This is a genomic window from Sanguibacter suarezii NBRC 16159, from assembly GCF_001552735.1.
Classification (GTDB): domain Bacteria; phylum Actinomycetota; class Actinomycetes; order Actinomycetales; family Cellulomonadaceae; genus Sanguibacter; species Sanguibacter suarezii.
This window is the reverse complement of the sequence record NZ_BCRT01000024.1, coordinates 1-17,225: the sequence shown is the minus strand read 5'-3', so window position 1 is coordinate 17,225 and position 17,225 is coordinate 1. Positions and strand designations below refer to the sequence as shown.

The window sequence follows — 17,225 nt, the reverse complement described above, 5'->3', positions numbered from 1 at the left end:
ACCCGTTCCCACACGCACCGCAAGTGGGGTTTCACCTGTTCGTACGGCAGACCCACCGCTCCCACAACTCTGCTATGGTCAGCACACAAACTTACATACAAGGGGAAAACATGAGCAGCAAGGTCGGTCGCCGCAGCGCCGCAGCGACAAGCATTCTCTCGTTCCTGGCAGTGCTTTCGATTGCGTTCAGCGTACCGGCTTCAGCTGGCGCCACGGGCACCTCGGCATACGACAGTTTCACCATTCCGATCTACAGCATTACAGTTCCAGGTGGCCTGTTCACGCATGTAATCGAAGGATCTGGCCGGACCGCCTTGCTGCAGAATGGAGTAGCCCGTTCGCCTCAGCTTTGCTACCCGCGCGTTACGTTCCTTAACAAGGCGAACGGTGCAGTGACGTCCACCACCTATACCGCTGAGCACCAGGGATGTAAGTACATTCAGCACGAGGGCACGAGGCGCAACATCACTTGGGGATCGAATATCGACCAGTCGTGTGCCCGAATCTTGTTCGCCGGAAATGAAAAGGCTACGCATTGCCACTATATCCGCAGTTAGGGTCAAACTCGGGCACGATCGTCGTTGCGGCACTATTGCTCGGAGCGCTTAGCGGCTGTGGCGGTGAAAACAACGCCTCGGTGGAAGATCAAATCAAGGAACTCGCAGCCTCGGCACCCGAGTCTCAACAGCAGATACTCGCAGATGGTCGAGTCCTGCCCTCAGAATATGAGAGGGCCGTCATCGCCGAGCGTGATTGCGTTGAACAAGCAGGCTTCGTAGTGCACGACTTGGTCTGGAGTGAAGGGCAGCTCGGGTTTGACGCCGAGTGGATGGGCGAGATCGAAGCAGAGCAGGACGCCGCGAACATCAGAGCGCTTGACGCATGCAAGGACGATTACTCCAGGATCGTGGCACGAGCCGCAATCCTTCAGGACACCCCGACTGCAAGCGAACGCGAGGCACTTCGGCCTGAACTTGTGCAGTGCCTTCGCGCCGCAGGCATTCAACTCGAAGAAGAGGCAGACGATCAGGACATCTTCACGGCGCTCACCGATGCGGTTGACAATGCGTCCGCTTCAGAATGCGTCAATGAACACTACCAGTACTTCATAGCGGGAGAGTAGTGAGTGTACGCATCGATCGCAAAGCCGCGATCCGCAGGTTTCGAGGGGCGGGAGCGATCGCCGTGCTTTCAGCGATCGCCCCCGTTCTCGCCGTGCTGGTATGGATTGCGATTTGCACGGTAGAACTTCCATCTGAAGCAGACAGTACAAAAGCGGTAGTCACGCAACTAAGAATTGTGCCCTACACAACGCAAGTCGATGTCAAACTAGTCCCCGCTTGGCGGGATGGCACCGAAGTGCTCTTCATGGGTTCGACAGGCATTGTGACGAGCGTCTCGGCGACGAGCGGCGGCACTGTCGCAACAGGCGACGAGTTGTTTCACGCGGGCAACCAGTCGGTGCGTGCATACGTTTCAGATCAGCCGCTTGCGGCCCCGGTGGATGGGCGATCCGCAGACCACGACCAGGCGACCGTCCGGAACCTCCTAGCGTCCGTAGGGTGCCTGAGCTCGGACCGGGACTGGGAAACCCGACGGTCGGCCGCACTCCGCTGCTACACGAAGGTCAGCGGCATAGACGTTCCCCGACCGACAGCGTTCGAGCCAGGTTGGGCGGTTTGGGTTCCTCCTTACGCGACCGCCATTGATGAGGTTGTAGTACGCGCGGGGACGCTTCCTCCAAGTTCAGGAGACGTGGTGTTTCACTCTCGCAAGACGCTCGAGTCGGTCGATGTAGTGAGCGACGCGTCGGAAATCCCTGACGGTGTAATAACAATGGGCTCCCTTTCCTTCGCGGTGCAGAACAGTTCGATTGACTTAACTGAACTGTCTCAACTCGAGCCTTTCCTCGATCCGAAGTCCGAAAGCGCGCCTGCAGTGCTTGTTACCGGGGAAGAAGTCGATGCAATTGCTGTCCCGCCCGGAGCTGTGATAGCTGACACCGACGGGCGATTGTGCTACTTCGTGCGCCGAGTTGATTCCGCCGCTTCGGAGTTCCATTCTGTGATCGCAGACGTCATTGGAGGAACGGTTGGGACCACGTACCTAGCGAATAGCGGCGATACCGGCGATGAAGTGCTATTGAATCCGCGTGACATCTTGGCCGGGGCAGACTGTGCTTAGCGAAGCACTTTGCTTGGTTAACGATGTGTCTTTTCGGTATGGATCGCGACTGGATCTAGCGCTTTCCGGAGTTTCAATTCAGATTCCACAGCAATCGATTCTGTGTCTTGCGGGTCCATCTGGTTCGGGAAAGTCTACACTTTTGGCACTGTTGGGCGGGCTCCTGATTCCTCAATCCGGCACCGTCGAGTGGTATTCGGGTCACGATGCAGCGTGGATCATGCAGTCGGCGAATGTTCTTCCGCGACTCACAGTCCTCGAGAACGTGATTCTTGGCCCTATCTGCTCGGGAATCGAATTTGACGAAGCAGCCGAGAGGGCAATTCTGGCTATCAGAGAGGTCGGCCTCGGGAATCTCGAGGGCGTCCGAGCAACGCGCCTGTCCGGAGGGCAGTCGCAGCGCGTGGCCGTCGCGCGAGCCCTTGCCTCGGGCCGTCCGCTAATCATTGCGGACGAACCCACAGCGCAGTTGGACCAAGAGTCCGCCAATCTGGTGCTTGACGCTCTGCGAAGTGCTTGTGGCCGCGGGGGCACAGTGGTTATGGCGTCGCATGACCCTATGATCAGGTCTCGGGTGGACCAGGTCGTAGCGCTTCGAGATGGTGTGATCATTTCGTGAGTAACAAGAACAAGATGTCAGCGCCACGGCAGGCATTTCTCATTCATGGACTACTCTTTCCCCGTGCATTTGGTCTGGTGGGCGTTGGAGGGCTCGGCATCGTTATGGCGGCTCTATGCGCGCTCATGGTAACAAGCGCGAGCCAGGATGCGCGGCAGTATCAGACGGCCTTAGATGAGGGCGGCAATGTTCTGGTTGTCACGACCGAGAACGGTGGAACGCTCAGCGCTCCGTGGTGCGATGCCTTAATGCAGCGGAGTGACGTCGTTCATTCCGGGGGGGTTTCTAAGACACGACTTGTGCGTTATTTGCAACTCCCGGGCGAGAGATTGCAGGAAGCCCGCGTGACACCTGGATTCCTCAATCTCGTGGCCCCTTCGGCTGGATTGACGGCGGACCACGGTGTTCTCTTGGGCGAAGGAGCCGCCGAGGCGCTGGGCGCCTCAGCCGATTCCTTGTTGATCGAACAGCAGGGGGGCACCTCACCCGTGTCAGGGGTTGTCAATGTCTCGCTGCGAGATCCAAGAGCCGCGCGCTGGGTATTCGTACCAACAGCTCCGGTTGGTCGCGTTGACGAGTGCTGGGTCGAGTCCGCTCAGTATCTGCGCGAGACGACATCGAGAAGCCTGGGGCCATGGCTTGAAGAGTCGGAGCCACTACGTGTCGAGCGGCTGCGCTCGGATGCGCCCGAGGACTCGGTCGACGCAAGCCTGGGAGTCGTAACGCGGGGGTTAGTGCTTGCGCAAATCCTGCTACTCGCGGTCTTGGGCACATTCGTTGCCCGGCGTGATCGGTCGGCCGCCACGCTGCTGCGCGCGCTGGGCCTGTCTCGACGTCGGCTCACGCTTGTGGCGCTCGCTCGTTCAGCTTCGATCGGAGGCGCAGCCATGACGGTGGCTTTCGTGCTGACGGGCGTAGCGTCGGTGCTGCTCAGGGTCACGCCAGAGATCGTGTTGTCGAGCCTTGTATCCGCTGCATGCAGCGCGACGGCATTCGTGATGACATATTCCGTCTCGATGGTCACGAGGCAGTCCAGCTTGGTCGAAGACTTGCGTGACAACTAGTCGCCCTGCGCCCCACTATTTTTCTCTCGCCTATTGTTCTATTCACGTGTTGCATAGTAAAAATCAACAGCAGTTGCGGCAAGGGCCTGAGGACCCGACAGAATCGTGGCGAGGATTTGAACCATCTGCATGTCCATATTGCCCCAGATGGCAGCAGAGAAAACTATCAAGTACAGGACAAAAACACCTATGAGGATGCCGAGCGCCAGCCAGGCGCGGACCTGGTCGAGGTGCGTCCTCTTCAACCACTTCGGCTTCTTGTCACGAATGACAGCCCGTGTAGAGACGGGAGATCGCGAGTCATAGAGCCTCGCCTCATCGAAGGCGGAGCGGGCATCCGGAGAGGGGGCTTCGACACCCTCGCCGGGCGACAACTCCTCGTCACCACTCCCCGAAGGGCCTTGGTCGTCCCTCACCTGAGCTGAGCCATGCGGGTACAGCGAGGACCTGGACCGGGCAGCGAAGGTTTCACTGCCGCCGGTCGGCGTCGCCTTATGCCTGTTCGCAAGGCTCGCTGGTCCTAGTCGATAGTCGACGAAGTCACCAACCAAACTCGCTCCTCTGCTCTCAGCCTGGAGGGCCCGGGCATTCGTCTCGCAACCCATGGGTTGCGAGACGTCTCACGGGCCACCTCGCGTGCGACACGGAAACCGCGAGATGCCCACAACCCGCGAGTCTCGTAACTATGTCTCGTAAGTAGCCGGTACATTCACTGTCATGAACGTCAGTTGCGAGACACCATGACCACCACCACCGGGAAGCTCATCGGGTACGCGCGAGTCTCCACCCGCCACCAGAGCACCGACCGCCAGGTGGTCGACCTCACCACCGCCGGCGTGCGCCGCGACGATCTCTACGTCGACCACGGCGTCAGCGGAGCGCGCGCACGCCGGCCGGAGTTCGACCGAGCCCTCGACGCGCTCCACGCCGGCGACACACTCGTGATCACAACCCTCGACCGCCTCGGGCGCTCGACCGCGAACATGCTCAGCCTCGCCGACAACCTTCGCGCAAAAGGAGCAGCGCTGCGCGTCCTCAACCTTGGCGGAGGGAGCATGGACACCTCCACCGCCACCGGCGCGATGGTCTTCACCGTCATGGCCGCCCTCGCCCAGATGGAGCTCGAGATCAAGCGCGAGCGAGTCAGCGACTCCGTCACCAAACGCCGCGCGGCCGGCAAAGACCTCGGGGGTCGCCGAGCTCAGTTCACTGACAGCCAGATCCGCAACGCCCACCGACTCATCACCGCCGGCGAGCCAGCCAGCCAGGTCGCCCGCGACCTCGGGATGTCCAGGGCAACGCTTTACCGGCGAATCGCAGCCCTGCCCACAGCCTGAACTGCGCCACTTGGCCCACGGTCCCGTCGGCGTTGAGGCCGGCTGCGACCAGCGGGTGCCACTGAGCGGCCTGCGCGGGATAGACGGGTCGAGCCGAGTCGCCGGCGCGGTCCGGGTCCCGCGGGTTCTCGCGAGCCGACTCCGCGCCTACGCGGGATAACGGTCCATTATCCCGCGTAGGCTCGAGTCGAGGCGTCAGATGCGGATAGTCTTCCCGCAGTTTCCGCAGTTGATCAGGCCGTGCTGGGTGACTTTCACCCCCACGAATGTGTGGCGGCAGTGTGGGCACGTGAGGGTCGGTACTGAGGGCATGTTCTCCAACTCCTTCGTCAGAGGCCGCTCCGTTGAGCTGCCTCCCAGGAGGCTAGTCCTACCGACTGACATCTCCCGACGCTCGGTTGCGCGGGAAGAACGGATTGCGCCACATCGCTGGCGCCTGCGCAGGACAACGGTCCAATATCCCGCGTAGGCCCTGAGTAATCTCAGGTCAGTTCTGGTCCGACGGAGCCGGTAGACGTTTCTGGTTCGTCGGAGATCGAACGTCGTTGCTCGAGTGGCCGAAGACAGGCTTCGCTTCTCGAACACCACATCGGCGCCGCTCCGAGGCGGGTGCTGCCGGACGCAATGTCACCGGTTCCCGCGCCGACGCTCGGATGCAAGCGCTGCCGCATGCCCGGCGATCGCCAGGTCCGCGATCGCCCACCCTGGCGGGTCCGCCGTCGCGTCAGTCGTGTCCGTGCCCCGTCCCAGGCCGATACCGGTTCCCTTGAGGTACGCCTCTTTGCGTGACCACAGCCTGGCGAACACCTCCGCCCGGACGCCCTCCGGCGCGCTCAGGACCATCTCGCGCTCACGCGGGTGAAGGTGATCGGCGACGCGTCGGACAACAGCGGCCGAGGGATTCGGCTCCACGTCGACCCCCACCGGCAGGTCGCCGAGGGCGACGGCGACCAGTCCGCCACCATGAGCCAAGGAGAACTCCGGACCACTCGCGCCCGCGAGCACAGGTCGGCCGTGCGGACCGCCACACCCTGGGCAGGGCGCTCGTGCGAAGCGCAGCACGTCGGCACGGACACCCAGACGATGGCCGAGGACGAGGCGCAGTGCCGTGTGCGCGAGCAGGTACCGGTCCCGGTCGTCGCCCCGGCGGAGCTGCGCCATCCGTGCGTGCTCGCCCTCGTCGAGCACACCGGGCAGGTCCGTCCTGTGAGGCAGCGGCGGGACGCGCAGGATCACCGCGTCCGCTGCTGCCCCACTTCGTTCGCCCGTGCGCACCCGGGCGTCAGGGAGCGACAAGCGAGCGACGACAAGCTCACTGACAGGACCGGGCACCTGGAGGTTCATCTCTGCCACGGTACCCATCGTCGGGCCCGTCATTGTGGTGACCATCAGTCCTCTGACCTGCAGGTGCACCTGCGGTGCGCCAGATGTGCAGTGACCGAGGAGAGTGCGCAGACACCACCCGGTCCCCGGCACGCTGCTGCGGGATGCACCACGGGACGGCGCACAAGTCGAAGGAGCACAGTGGGCACGCTCGTGGTTTTCGATGGTCTCGGCGGCTTGGAGAGCTCGACGCTCGATCGGCTTCAACTCCTGTGGGCACGGCCTGAGAACGCCGTGTTCTTCCAGATGGTTTGCACCGAGCTCGACGCTGTCGAGAGACACCTCGCGCTCCACCCCGACCACCCTCTCCGTCCCCCGAACGGGCAGGACCTCACACGATGGATGACCGGTCGGGGCCTCGGCGACCTGGTCGCCCGGGGCACCATCGCCTCGGGCATGCTCATCCACGTCTACCAGGCGTGCCTCCTCCAGCCGCGGCCAGGCACCGACACCCAGACTCCGCCTGTCGGTGCGATCGGCCACAGCCTCGGAGTGCTCGGTTCCGTGCTCGCGGCCACCACCTCGAGGAAGAACGACGCCTACCTCAAGCTCGCAGCCGTCACACTGCGACTCTTGGCCATCACCCTCGTGCGGTGCCACGAAGCGGAACTCCCGCCGGGGCCCGACGTCGAACTCGTCGCCCGGTACCGTCAAGCGGTCCGGCGCGGACCTGCACCCGGGCCGATGGCAGCGATCTCCGGCATGAGACGTGGCGAGCTCGACGACCACCTGCGAGGCACAGCACCCTCAGTCGTCATAGGTCTCACCAACACCCCCACGTCACACGTCCTGTCCGGCGCGCCCGTCGACCTGCTCACGGTCTTCACCAGCCTCCAGAGCAAGCTCCGCCGGACCGGGTGGTCGTTCCTTCCGAGCGCCGTCCCCTTCCACAGCCCGCTCATGAGCCCGACAATCTCCGTCATCCAGGAGTCGCGTCGTTTCATCGGGGACCTGCTGCCGCCAAGCAACCTAGCCTTCCCGGTCTACGCGGCAGACCGCCCGCGCGACCTGCGTGACAGCGGGGACCTGATCAACGAGTTCTTGGACCTCTCGCTTTCACGGCCCGTGGACTGGCCCGCGACTCTCGCAGAGGTCCTGTGCCGTTCGTCCATCGACCACGTGCTGGACTACGGCCCCGGCGCCGGAGCCCGTCGTTTCACCAAAGAGTGTCTCCGCGACAGTCCCGCGCCCGTCCGGTTCGGGAGCGCCCGGCCCGACCCCTCTCCCTGAAAGGACAGATCTACTGTGCGATGCCTGATGTTCCCCGGACAGGGAGTACAACGACGAGGGATGGGGGCGGGGCTCTTCGCCGCTTTCCCGGACGTCACCCACCTTGCGAGTGATCTCCTCGGACTTTCGATCGAGGAGCTGTGCACGAACGACGCAGGCCGACAGCTTCGTGACACCCGTTACGCACAGCCTGCGGTGTTCGTCGTCAACATGCTCATGCATCTTCGACACGCGCAGGAGCACGGGTCCGCCTACGACTACTACGCGGGACACAGTCTCGGCGAGTACAACGCGCTGGTAGCGGCTGGTGTGCTCACCTTCGACGACGCGTTGCGTGTCGTAGTCCGCCGCGGCGAACTCATGTCCGAGATCGCTGGAGGAGGGATGTCGGCCATCCTGGGCGTCGGCACGACCGTGGTCGAGCGCGCGATCCGCGACAGTGGACTGACACACGTCTTTGTCGCCAACCGCAATGCCCAGACGCAGACGACGATCGCGGGTGACCGGCACGAGGTCAGTCTCGTCGCCAAGGCACTGGCCGACCTGCCGACCGTTCGGGCGGTCCCGCTCAACGTCAGCGGACCGTTCCACACGCCCCTCATGTCAGCGGTCGAGCCTGCACTGCGAACCGTCCTGGCGGAGTGCGAGTTCGCGGTGGACGCGAGTCCAGTCGTCTCGAGTGTCACGGGCGCGCTGTTTACGCCCGAGGACGGTGTCGACCTCCTGGGCAGACAACCCTCTGTGCCGGTCGAGTGGGTCCGTGCGATCGCCACCTTGCGCGCTGCAGGCGTCACCTACTTCGACGAGGCGAACGGCAAGACGCTGACCGCCCTTCTCCACTGACCCACCACCATGTCCGAGAGCGTAGGAAGAAGCACCATGAGCATCGCAATCATCGGTACATCGGTCGAGCTGCCCGACGTCAACGGGATGGACAGCTTCTGGCACCTCATCAGCAGCGGTACGAGCCTCACCCGACCATTTCCCAAGCACCGTCAGGACCTGGTCACCGAGTACATCCGTTACTGGCGTGCGACGGTCCTCGAGCCGATCGACGAGGCCGACGTGGAATACCACGACGGCTGCTATCTCGAGTCGGTCGGAGAGTTCGACCACACGGCGTTCGGCATGTCCCCACGCCAGGCGGCGCTCACCGACCCCCAGCACCGCATGGCGACGCGCGCGATGTTCCTCGCCCTCGAGGACGCCGGGTATGGGACGGACCGGCTGCGTGGGAGCCGCACCGGGGTGTTCGTCGGCTTTGCCACCAACCCCGGTTCGACCTACCTGGACTACCTGAGCCGGATCGATCCGTCGCTCGGACAGCAGGCGCTCACCGGGAACATCCCGACGATGATGGCGAACCGGATCTCGCACATGCTCGACCTGAAGGGGCCGAGCCTGGTCGTCGACTCTGCATGCTCCGCCACACTCGTCGCCCTCCACCAGGCACGCAATGCGATCCTTGCCGGTGACTGCGACATGGCTGTGGTCGCCGGCGCACGGCTCGTTCAGTCACCTGTGAAGCACCCGCTCTCGGCGATCGGCATCGAGTCCTCGGATGGCGTCACCCGCACGTTCGACGAGGACGCCGACGGCACGGGGTTCGGCGAGGGCTCAGGTGCGGTCGTGCTCAAGCGCCTGGACCGGGCCATTGCAGACGGCGACCGGATCTACGCGAAGATCCTCGGCAGCGCAGTCACGCACGACGGGAAAACCGAGGGCATCACTACCCCAAGCGCGGCTGCCCAGGCGGAGCTTCTCCAGTCGGCCTGGGCCAGCGCCGGAATCGACCCACGGACGATCGGATACCTCGAGGCGCACGGCACCGCGACGGAGGTCGGCGACCCGATCGAGAACGCGGGAATGCGGGCGGCCTTCGCGCAGCACACCACCGACCAGCACTTCTGCGCGGTAGGGACGGTCAAGGCCAATGTCGGGCACCTCTTCGAGGGCTCAGGTGTCATCGGGATCCTCAAAGCGGTATCCGTCCTGCAGCACCAGCAGATCCCCCCGCAGGCCAACTTCGTGACGGCCAACCCTCGTCTCGCCTTCGACACCGGACCCCTGTACGTCCCGACCGAACTAAAGCCCTGGACTTCAGAGGGCTCGCCCCGACGTGCCGGCGTGAGTGCCTTCGGCCTCGGGGGGACGAATGCCCATGTAGTCCTTGAGGAGTACACGCCTGAGGAATCCTCACCGTCACCCGACGGGCACCACGTTTTCGTCCTCAGTGCAGCGACCCGCCGTTCCCTGTCTGCGCTCGTCGACGCGTACATCATCTTCATCGACGATGGGCACCTGGAAGGGGTCGATGTCGCAGACGTGTGCTGGACGGCTCAGATGTCACGTTCCTCGCACGCCCATCGCGTCGTACTCGTGGTCCGCGATCTCGACGAGCTGCGATCCGGGCTCGTCCGCACACGCGACTCAGGACAGGTCGAGCTCGGCCGATCAGCGGAGGGCCAGACGGCCTCTCGATACCTCGCAGGCGAGACGATCGACTGGACGGCACTCAGCACGGGTGCCTCAGCTCGCCGCATCGTCCAGCTGCCGCAATATGCGTTCGACAACGCTCCCGCATGGGTCGAGTTTCCCGACGACTGGAGGAGTTCGTCGTCGCTGGGCGAGCCACCCACGCAGCACACACTCACCCACGACGTCGAGCTGCGTCCTGCGGAGCGGTCCAGCGACACCGCTCTCACCGGGCCGATGCTCGCTCTCGTCGACCCCACCACGACAGCTGGATCGGTGGTCGAACTGGCGTTCCCGGAGGCGAGGATCCTTCATCTGGGCGAACCCCTGGTCGAGGGAGGCACACCGTTCGCGGTCGACGACCCCTCGTTGCTCGCTGAACTCGTCGACCACCTGGAGAGCGCGGGGATCGAACGCCTCGTCTATGGGCTTGCCTTCGAGACGCACCCCGCCGATACCATCGCCGAGGTCGATCGACGCTCCAAGAAGAACCTCTACGGCCTGTTCCAGCTGGCGAAGGCGCTCATCGCCGGCGGTGCCAAGCTTGATCTCACGGTGCTCTCGCACCGCGCGGTCGCGGCCGAGGAGGGTGAGGCCGCCGTCGTCGAGAACGCCACGCTCGTCGGCTTCGGAAAGGTCATCGCTCGCGAATACCCGTATGTCCACCTCAAGCACATCGACGTGGACGAGCACGTCCACCCGTCGCACCTGCGTGCCGAGGTGCTCTCCGCAGAGCGCGGGCTGTCCGTGCTGCGGGGTGACGCGCGCCTGAGAGAAGTATTCGTCGAGGTCGCCAACACCATCCGCGACCAAGACCCGACAGCCGCGCGACCGTACCTCCGCGCAGGCGGCACGTACCTCGTGACCGGGGGCACGGGGGCGCTCGGCCTGGCCGTCGCCCATGACCTTGCTCAAGCACAGCCAGACGCCACGCTGATCCTCGCTTCACGCTCAGGGTTGCCCGCACGCGAGACCTGGGACGAGATCCTGGCTTCTGCTTCGGACGAGAGGATCGCGCGCACCCTCCGGCAGGTCAGCCGGATCGAGGCCCTCGGGGCAACGGTCATCGGCCTGTCCGTCGATGTCGGCGACACCGACGCGTGGTCGATCGCGATCCAGGGCCTGCTGCGCGACCACCACCGGATCGACGGAGTCGTGCACGCCGCCGGGCTGCCTGGCGGGAGCACGATCATGTTCCGCGAGTCGTCCGACGTCGCGGACGTCGTCCGCGCGAAGGTCCACGCGGCATGGGTGCTGGAACGAGAGCTGCGCGACTCTCCACCCGACTTCATCGCCCACTTCTCCTCGGTCGCCGCAGTCTTCCCTGCCCCAGGGCAGGCCGACTATGCGGCCGCCAACTACTTCCTCGACAACCTGGCCAGGGCACGAGCAGGTGGACCCACGCACGTGACGGCGCTGGACTGGGTCGCGTGGAAGGAGATCGGCATGGCCGTCGACTTCGGCACGAACGGCGACACCATTTTCAGGGCGATCCCGACGAGCGACGGCCTCGCCGTTCTCGACCTGGCGCTGCGATCTGGACGTTCACGTCTCTTCGGTGGCGAACTCAACTACCGGGGAGAGCTCATCGACATGCTCCGATCGTACGACGTCGCACTGTCGTCCGAGATCGACTCGACCGTCAGGCTCCACATGCTGGCGCTAGACGAGCGCCGAGCGAAGGCCGCAGGAAAGATCCGCTCCGCGGTCTCGGCGGTACAGGTCGAAGCCGTCGGACGGGACGACGCGCCGTGCACCGCAACCGAGCTCAAGGTTGCGCAGTGCCTCGCCTTGTCGCTCGGCTACCAGACGATCGACGTCGACGAGGACTTTTTCACGCTCGGCGGCGACTCGCTCATGGCCACCGGAGTGGCTGCGAACATCGCCGCCGTCCTCGGCGTGCCGTATGACTCGGCCGACCTCCTGGCGGACCGCACGATCAGCGAGATCGGCTATCACGTCGACGAGCTCCTCGATGGCGTCGAGCAGGCCGGGGAGATCCGTTGACCGACCTGACAGACGGGCCGGTGCTGCGCCGCATCACGCAGTTCGCTGTTCCGCTCACCCTCGCCAGCATCTTCCAGAACCTCTACCTGCTCGTGGACAGCGTCGTCGTCGGCCGATTCCTCGGCGTGACGGCGCTGGCCGCAGTCGGTGTGGCGGGCCCGATCATCTACCTCCTCAACGCGATGTTCATCGGGCTGAGCACAGCGTTCACGATCCGTGTCGCGCGGCTCGTCGGTGCGAGGAAGGACGCTGAGCGTCGCGGCGTCGTCGCGGCGCTGGCCGCGACGACACTCGTGTGGACGGTGGGCTGCATGGTCGTCACCTTCCTCCTCTCAGGATTCGTCCTCTCGCTCATGGGGATCACCGGTGACCTCGCGGCCAGCACCGACCTGTACCTGAGATGGCTCGCGCTCGGCTTCCCGGGGCTCTTCGGTTCTGCGGCGCTGAGCGCGTATCTGCGGGGACTGGGCGACTCCTCCGCTGCCATGTGGATCCAGCTCGTCGGAAACATCGTCAACGCCGTCCTCGTGTGGTGGTTCGTCGCCGGTCTAGGGCTTGGGCTCGAAGGTGCCGCGATCTCGACCGCGATCGGCGCGACCGTGGCCCTCGTCGCAGGAGTCGTCGTCACCCAGCGACGTCACCCGTTGCCCGCAGGGCGCGTGGTCCGGGGGCCGGTCCTGGCCGAGCTTCGTGCGGCGACCCGGCTCGGTCTGCCGCTCGCCTACCAGCACATCGTCCTGTCCCTGGGCATCATGATCCTGGTGGTGATCGTCGAGGCCTACGGGGAGACCGCGATCGCGGCCTTCACGGTGATCGCGAGGATCGAGGGGTTCGCCGCCATCCCGTTTCTCGCCCTCTCCGGGGCGACCACCGCGTTCGCTGCGCAGAACCTGGGCAAGCACGACGAGGCCAGGGCCCGGCGGGGGTTGCTCGCGACACTTCAGCTCACAGCCCTGCTCGCGGTCCCTCTCTCCGTGCTGCTCGTGATCTTCCGTGGACCGATCGCGCGTCTCTTCGTCGACGACGTCGCAGCGCAGGAGCTCACCGGAACCTACATCCTCGTGATCATCCCGTTCTTGACGCTGTACGCGCTCATGGTCGTCCTGCACGGCCAGCTCAACGGGATGGGCCGCACGGTAGCACCGCTCGTCTGCACGATCATCGCGTTCGTCGGCGTCCAGCTGCCGTTCGCTGCGGTGATGGGCCGCTGGTTCGGGCTGCAGGCCGTCATGTGGGCGGTGGTCGCCAGCTGGACGGTGGGTCTCGCCTGCTCGGTGATCGTGCTGCGGGAGTTCATGGTCGATCGGGCCCCTGCAGTCCCAGCTCCAAGCTCGCCCCGAGCTGACGAGCCTCAACCTCAGACCTGACGAGCCGTCACGACGACGGTGGTCGGCGCGTCGACCAACCCACACCTGGCGCGCCGACCATGATCGTCATCGAGCACCGACGCTGGACGCTACGAGCGTCGTGCGAACGGTGACTTGGTCTGCATTGAGGATCGCCAGCTGGAGGTCGGACATGTTCCGGGGAAGGTCGAGCCCGAACTCGGCCAGCTCGCCTCGGTAGGTGGCGATGACGTCGAGGGCGTCCACGCTTCGATTCTCGAAGAAGCGGGAGGCGGCTTTCAGGTAGGTCAAGGAGCCCTCGCTCGCCAGCTGTTCCGCCTCCAGCGTCGCCTGGAACACGTTGCCGGTGAGCAGGTCGGCGACGCACCGGATCTCGCGCAGCCGCAGCAGATGACGCTCGGTCCATCGGCGGTAGTCGTTGAACCACCTGGTCGACGGGAGATCGGTCGCGAACGCCCTCCTCCCGAGCAGGAGAATCCCTCGCTCAGCCTCCGAGCGCGCGTCATGGGGTGCTGTGGGGAGAAGACGCGAGGCCTTGCGGACTGCGGCCTCGGCTTCCAGCACGTCGACGTTGCCTGGCGTGACATCGAGGCAGATCCCCCCGCTGGAGTAGTTCCCTCGAGAGGCAGGGATGACGTCGAGCGCCGCGTCGGACACTCCCACTTCCCGGAGCGCTGATCGCACGCCGCTGGTGTACTTGCGCAGGTTCGAGCGGCTCGAGAGGGGCGCGCTCTCGTCCCAGAGAGCGGTGCAGATGTCGTCGTTCGAAACGAAGCAGCCCGCACTGAGGGCAAGGCGGGCAACCAGCCCGCGCTCGTGCCCAGACCGCAGTCGCACAGACCTGGTCGGCCCGGCGATCCTCACCGGTGCCACCAGCGTGACCAACAGGTCGTCCATCGGTTCCCCCTCGAGCCGAACGCAGCCCGCTTCAGTTCAACGCGCCGGTCACACCGTAGTACATCGATGGAGAACGGGATAGATCCCTCAATCGGAACTGCGGGATGACCAGCATGCGAGCCCCTCCTCAGTCCGCGGCCCGATGCGCCGCTCAGGTGCGGTCCGGGTGCGCAGGCGCGGCAGGATAGCCCGAGCCACCCACTATCCGCATCCGACCAGCAAGGAGAATCACGTGCAGCAATCCGGCCCAGAGGTCCCCGTGCAGAGGCCGCTCACGCCCGACAGGTTCGTGCGCGTCGTGTCCGGTCGCGCAAAAGTCCTCCCGGCAACGTGGGGCCAGCAGTTCATGTGGGAGGTCTCTGAGCGACTCGGCGGCTCATGTGGGAGGTCTCTGAGCGACTCGGCGGCGGCGGCGCACAGCTGGCCATCTCAGTCGCAGTACAGGTGCCCGAAGACACGAGCCATCGACGCATCGAGCGATCTGTCCAAGCACTGTGCGCTCGCCACGACGCCCTGCGGACAAGTTTCGATGGCGGTTCGCTCGCCTCGCTCCGGCAGCGGGTGAAGGCAGAGATCGAAGTGCCGCTCTTCGATGCCACGGTGACGGACGGGACCTGCGTGCGCCGCGAAGAAGCTCAGCTGACGGGGCACCTGCGAGAGCCCGGCTTCCTCCCCGGAGACGCTTCGCTGCTCCGGGTCGGCGTAATCTCGGAACGGGGCCTCCCCCGCTCGGTGGTCCTCGTCCTGTCGCATCTCGTCGTCGATGGTTGGAGCTTGCGCCAGCTGGGCAACGAGCTCGGGGAATTGCTCGGCGGAGGCACCCTGCGTGGCGCCGCCCACCAGCCCGACCATCAGGTCACGTTCGAGGCGTCCGCCGAGGGCGGCGAGCTCAACCGTAAGGCGCTGGAGCACCAGCACGCCATCTATGCCTCCCTAACGCTGCGAACGCCCACCGACGACACGTCCAGGTCTGAGCTCCCGCGCTACCGGGAGGGAACCCTCGTGTCGCACAGAGCCTTCGAGGCTGCGCAGACAGCGGCGCGGACGTTCCGCGTCTCGGTGTCCACAGTCATGATGGCAGCCGTCGTCCAACTGCTCTCCGAGCTCGGCGGATGCACCGAGATCACGCTCCTCATGTGGACCCACAACCGGCTGCGACCCGATGCACGTGGCATGGTCGGGCAGCTCACCCAGGTCGTGCCGATCCAGTTCGACGTCCTCGACATGGACGACCGCGCGCTGCTCAGGCACGTGCAGAGAACCGTCGCCCGCGCGATGACGGCTGGTCTCTACTCCCCCGCTGGGGCCGCTCGCGTGCGTGCCCAGCTCGAGGCGAGAGCCGTGGACGGAAAGCTGCCGCTAGGCTTTCGCTTCAACTACATCCAGGCCGACCCCACGGGGAGCATTGCCCCTGCGGCGACCAACGACGGAGAGTTCTCGTGGGGCATGTCCGCGGACGAGGAGGACATCGTCGCCTCGTTCGACGCGCTCGAGGCGGAGCGATCACTCTCGCTCTACGTGGACACATGCTTCGTGCCCGCTTCCGAGATCCACCCTGCGCTCGACAGACTCGGGGAGATTCTCGACGGGATGCTAGTCAATCCTCGTCAGGGAGCATGACCGTCAGGACTGTCCGGGCCTGCCCTAGTCATGTTGCTGGTCCTCCTCGCCGAACGCGGAGGTGAAGGAACCCCGCGTGGTTCAGCACGAGAGCGTTCCACGACCGATATGGCATCTCCACCAGACGCGGGCCACCGGAACGACCGAGCTCCTGCACGCCGGGCTGCTGTCGATCGAGAAGCGAAGCCTCGCGGCAGACCCTCGTTCAACCACCTTCGATATCCGGCGTACGCGCAGCATGTACCGCTTGTTCGGGGAAGCATTGGTCACCCCCAGTCCCGGTGCCGGGCCATCCTTCCGGCAAGCCCCGGCGGTTCACGACCTAGCCCTCAACCCCGGATGGCCGGTCACCGAGACCTCGAGCTGAACAGAGCACTATCGGCGCGGATTGCCTACCGGCGCTATGAGCGCAGGGTCCGCCGGATCAGCCATGCGAACGCTATTGACCGCGCGACTCACCAGGTGCGTCGTCATGGTCGCGGCGATCGCCTGCGAGCCCGCGTCGATCATCGACACCATCGCCTTCGGGTCCTCGATCTTGGCGGGGTGCAGCTCCAGTCTCCGCGCGGTCCGTTGCGTCGCGCCTGGGCGGGCAGAGCCATGACCATGACCGCGCAGGAGACGAGCGTCCATCCGCTGAGGGTCCAGACATCCACGGGGACGACGCTCGGGGGTAGCAGGGCCGCGCACGTGGCGACGGTGACGATCCCGACAAGAGTCAGTGCGGCCTGCCACAGGCACGTCGCAGGACTCTGCACGGCACGGCGCAGCGGTCCGGTGAGAATCACTGCGCTCTGGCGGTCGCAGCGGTGGAGGAATGGCAGGAAGCCGTAGACGAGCATCAGCGAGACGGGCAGGAGCCCCACCTTGGTCAGAATGCTGGGCGCCCCAGGGATGGAGCGACTGGCGACGAGCCAGGCCAGGGCGGGGACGTCGCGGATACTGGCGGGTGTCATGCGTGCCGCCCTTCTCTGCGGGGCCCTCGAGGAGCGTCTAGCTCGGCGTACGCCTGGTGCTCATCCTGGTCTCCGCATGCCGGCCAGTCGACCGGCTCGGGCCCCCC

At 65.1% G+C, this 17,225-nt stretch carries 15 protein-coding genes; 11 read left to right on the top strand and 4 right to left on the bottom strand.

The window, feature by feature from the left end:
* The 5 genes from SS2_RS17505 to SS2_RS17495 form a co-directional block, all read left to right on the top strand.
* A partial coding sequence (locus SS2_RS17505) for a hypothetical protein (protein WP_217995629.1) occupies nt 1–557 on the top strand: 557 nt, incomplete at its 5' end.
* 80 nt (nt 558–637) lie between these two features.
* On the top strand, nt 638–1,123 hold the full coding sequence (locus SS2_RS16665) for a hypothetical protein (RefSeq protein ID WP_157607408.1): 486 nt from the start codon (nt 638–640) through the stop codon (nt 1,121–1,123).
* Nucleotides 1,124–1,185: 62 nt separating this feature from the next.
* Nucleotides 1,186–2,184, top strand: a complete 999-nt coding sequence (locus tag SS2_RS17500; protein ID WP_157607407.1) for a hypothetical protein — start codon at nt 1,186–1,188, stop codon at nt 2,182–2,184.
* Complete coding sequence (locus SS2_RS18290; protein WP_369405227.1) at nt 2,153–2,803, top strand: ABC transporter ATP-binding protein; 651 nt, start codon at nt 2,153–2,155, stop codon at nt 2,801–2,803. The genes SS2_RS17500 and SS2_RS18290 overlap by 32 nt, the downstream gene beginning before the upstream one ends.
* On the top strand, nt 2,800–3,867 hold the full coding sequence (locus SS2_RS17495) for a hypothetical protein (RefSeq protein WP_157607406.1): 1,068 nt from the start codon (nt 2,800–2,802) through the stop codon (nt 3,865–3,867). Before SS2_RS18290 ends, SS2_RS17495 begins: the two co-directional genes overlap by 4 nt.
* A gap of 38 nt (nt 3,868–3,905) precedes the next feature.
* On the opposite strand, the gene SS2_RS16660 is transcribed toward SS2_RS17495, so the two are convergent.
* The gene (locus SS2_RS16660; RefSeq protein ID WP_157607405.1) at nt 3,906–4,418 is read right to left on the bottom strand and encodes a hypothetical protein; all 513 of its coding nucleotides are present in this window, start codon (nt 4,416–4,418) and stop codon (nt 3,906–3,908) included.
* Between the two features lie 189 nt (nt 4,419–4,607).
* Between SS2_RS16660 and SS2_RS16655 the strand changes: the two genes are divergently transcribed.
* Entirely contained in the window at nt 4,608–5,204 is a 597-nt protein-coding gene (locus tag SS2_RS16655; RefSeq protein ID WP_066466198.1) for a recombinase family protein, read from the top strand.
* A 627-nt stretch (nt 5,205–5,831) separates the two neighbouring features.
* Here the strand turns inward: SS2_RS16655 and SS2_RS16650 are convergent.
* On the bottom strand, nt 5,832–6,548 hold the full coding sequence (locus tag SS2_RS16650; protein WP_083942384.1) for a 4'-phosphopantetheinyl transferase family protein: 717 nt from the start codon (nt 6,546–6,548) through the stop codon (nt 5,832–5,834).
* A 381-nt stretch (nt 6,549–6,929) separates the two neighbouring features.
* Here SS2_RS16650 and SS2_RS16645 point away from each other — a divergent pair, with 381 nt between their 5' ends.
* From SS2_RS16645 to SS2_RS16630, 4 genes are read left to right on the top strand one after another with little or no spacing between them, the layout of a single operon-like run.
* A complete protein-coding gene (locus SS2_RS16645; RefSeq protein WP_157607404.1) occupies nt 6,930–7,817 on the top strand; it encodes a hypothetical protein in 888 nt (295 codons plus the stop codon).
* Between the two features lie 27 nt (nt 7,818–7,844).
* Complete coding sequence (locus SS2_RS16640) at nt 7,845–8,660, top strand: ACP S-malonyltransferase (RefSeq protein WP_083942382.1); 816 nt, start codon at nt 7,845–7,847, stop codon at nt 8,658–8,660.
* A 36-nt stretch (nt 8,661–8,696) separates the two neighbouring features.
* Nucleotides 8,697–12,299: a type I polyketide synthase gene (locus SS2_RS16635; RefSeq protein ID WP_066466188.1), complete on the top strand. Its 3,603-nt coding sequence runs from the start codon at nt 8,697–8,699 to the stop codon at nt 12,297–12,299.
* On the top strand, nt 12,296–13,666 hold the full coding sequence (locus SS2_RS16630) for an MATE family efflux transporter (protein WP_066466186.1): 1,371 nt from the start codon (nt 12,296–12,298) through the stop codon (nt 13,664–13,666). The genes SS2_RS16635 and SS2_RS16630 overlap by 4 nt, the downstream gene beginning before the upstream one ends.
* Before the next feature lie 66 nt (nt 13,667–13,732).
* Here SS2_RS16630 and SS2_RS16625 read toward each other — a convergent pair whose 3' ends face one another.
* Nucleotides 13,733–14,329 carry an AfsR/SARP family transcriptional regulator gene (locus SS2_RS16625; RefSeq protein ID WP_169796336.1) on the bottom strand — a complete coding sequence of 199 codons (597 nt, stop codon included), beginning with the start codon at nt 14,327–14,329 and terminating at the stop codon, nt 13,733–13,735.
* Between the two features lie 591 nt (nt 14,330–14,920).
* On the opposite strand from SS2_RS16625, the gene SS2_RS16620 reads away from it, so the two are divergent.
* The gene (locus tag SS2_RS16620) at nt 14,921–16,162 is read left to right on the top strand and encodes a condensation domain-containing protein (RefSeq protein WP_066466173.1); all 1,242 of its coding nucleotides are present in this window, start codon (nt 14,921–14,923) and stop codon (nt 16,160–16,162) included.
* A 375-nt stretch (nt 16,163–16,537) separates the two neighbouring features.
* Here the strand turns inward: SS2_RS16620 and SS2_RS17490 are convergent, their stop codons facing one another.
* Nucleotides 16,538–16,795: a hypothetical protein gene (locus tag SS2_RS17490; RefSeq protein ID WP_157607403.1), complete on the bottom strand. Its 258-nt coding sequence runs from the start codon at nt 16,793–16,795 to the stop codon at nt 16,538–16,540.
* Between the last annotated feature and the right edge of the window lie 430 nt (nt 16,796–17,225).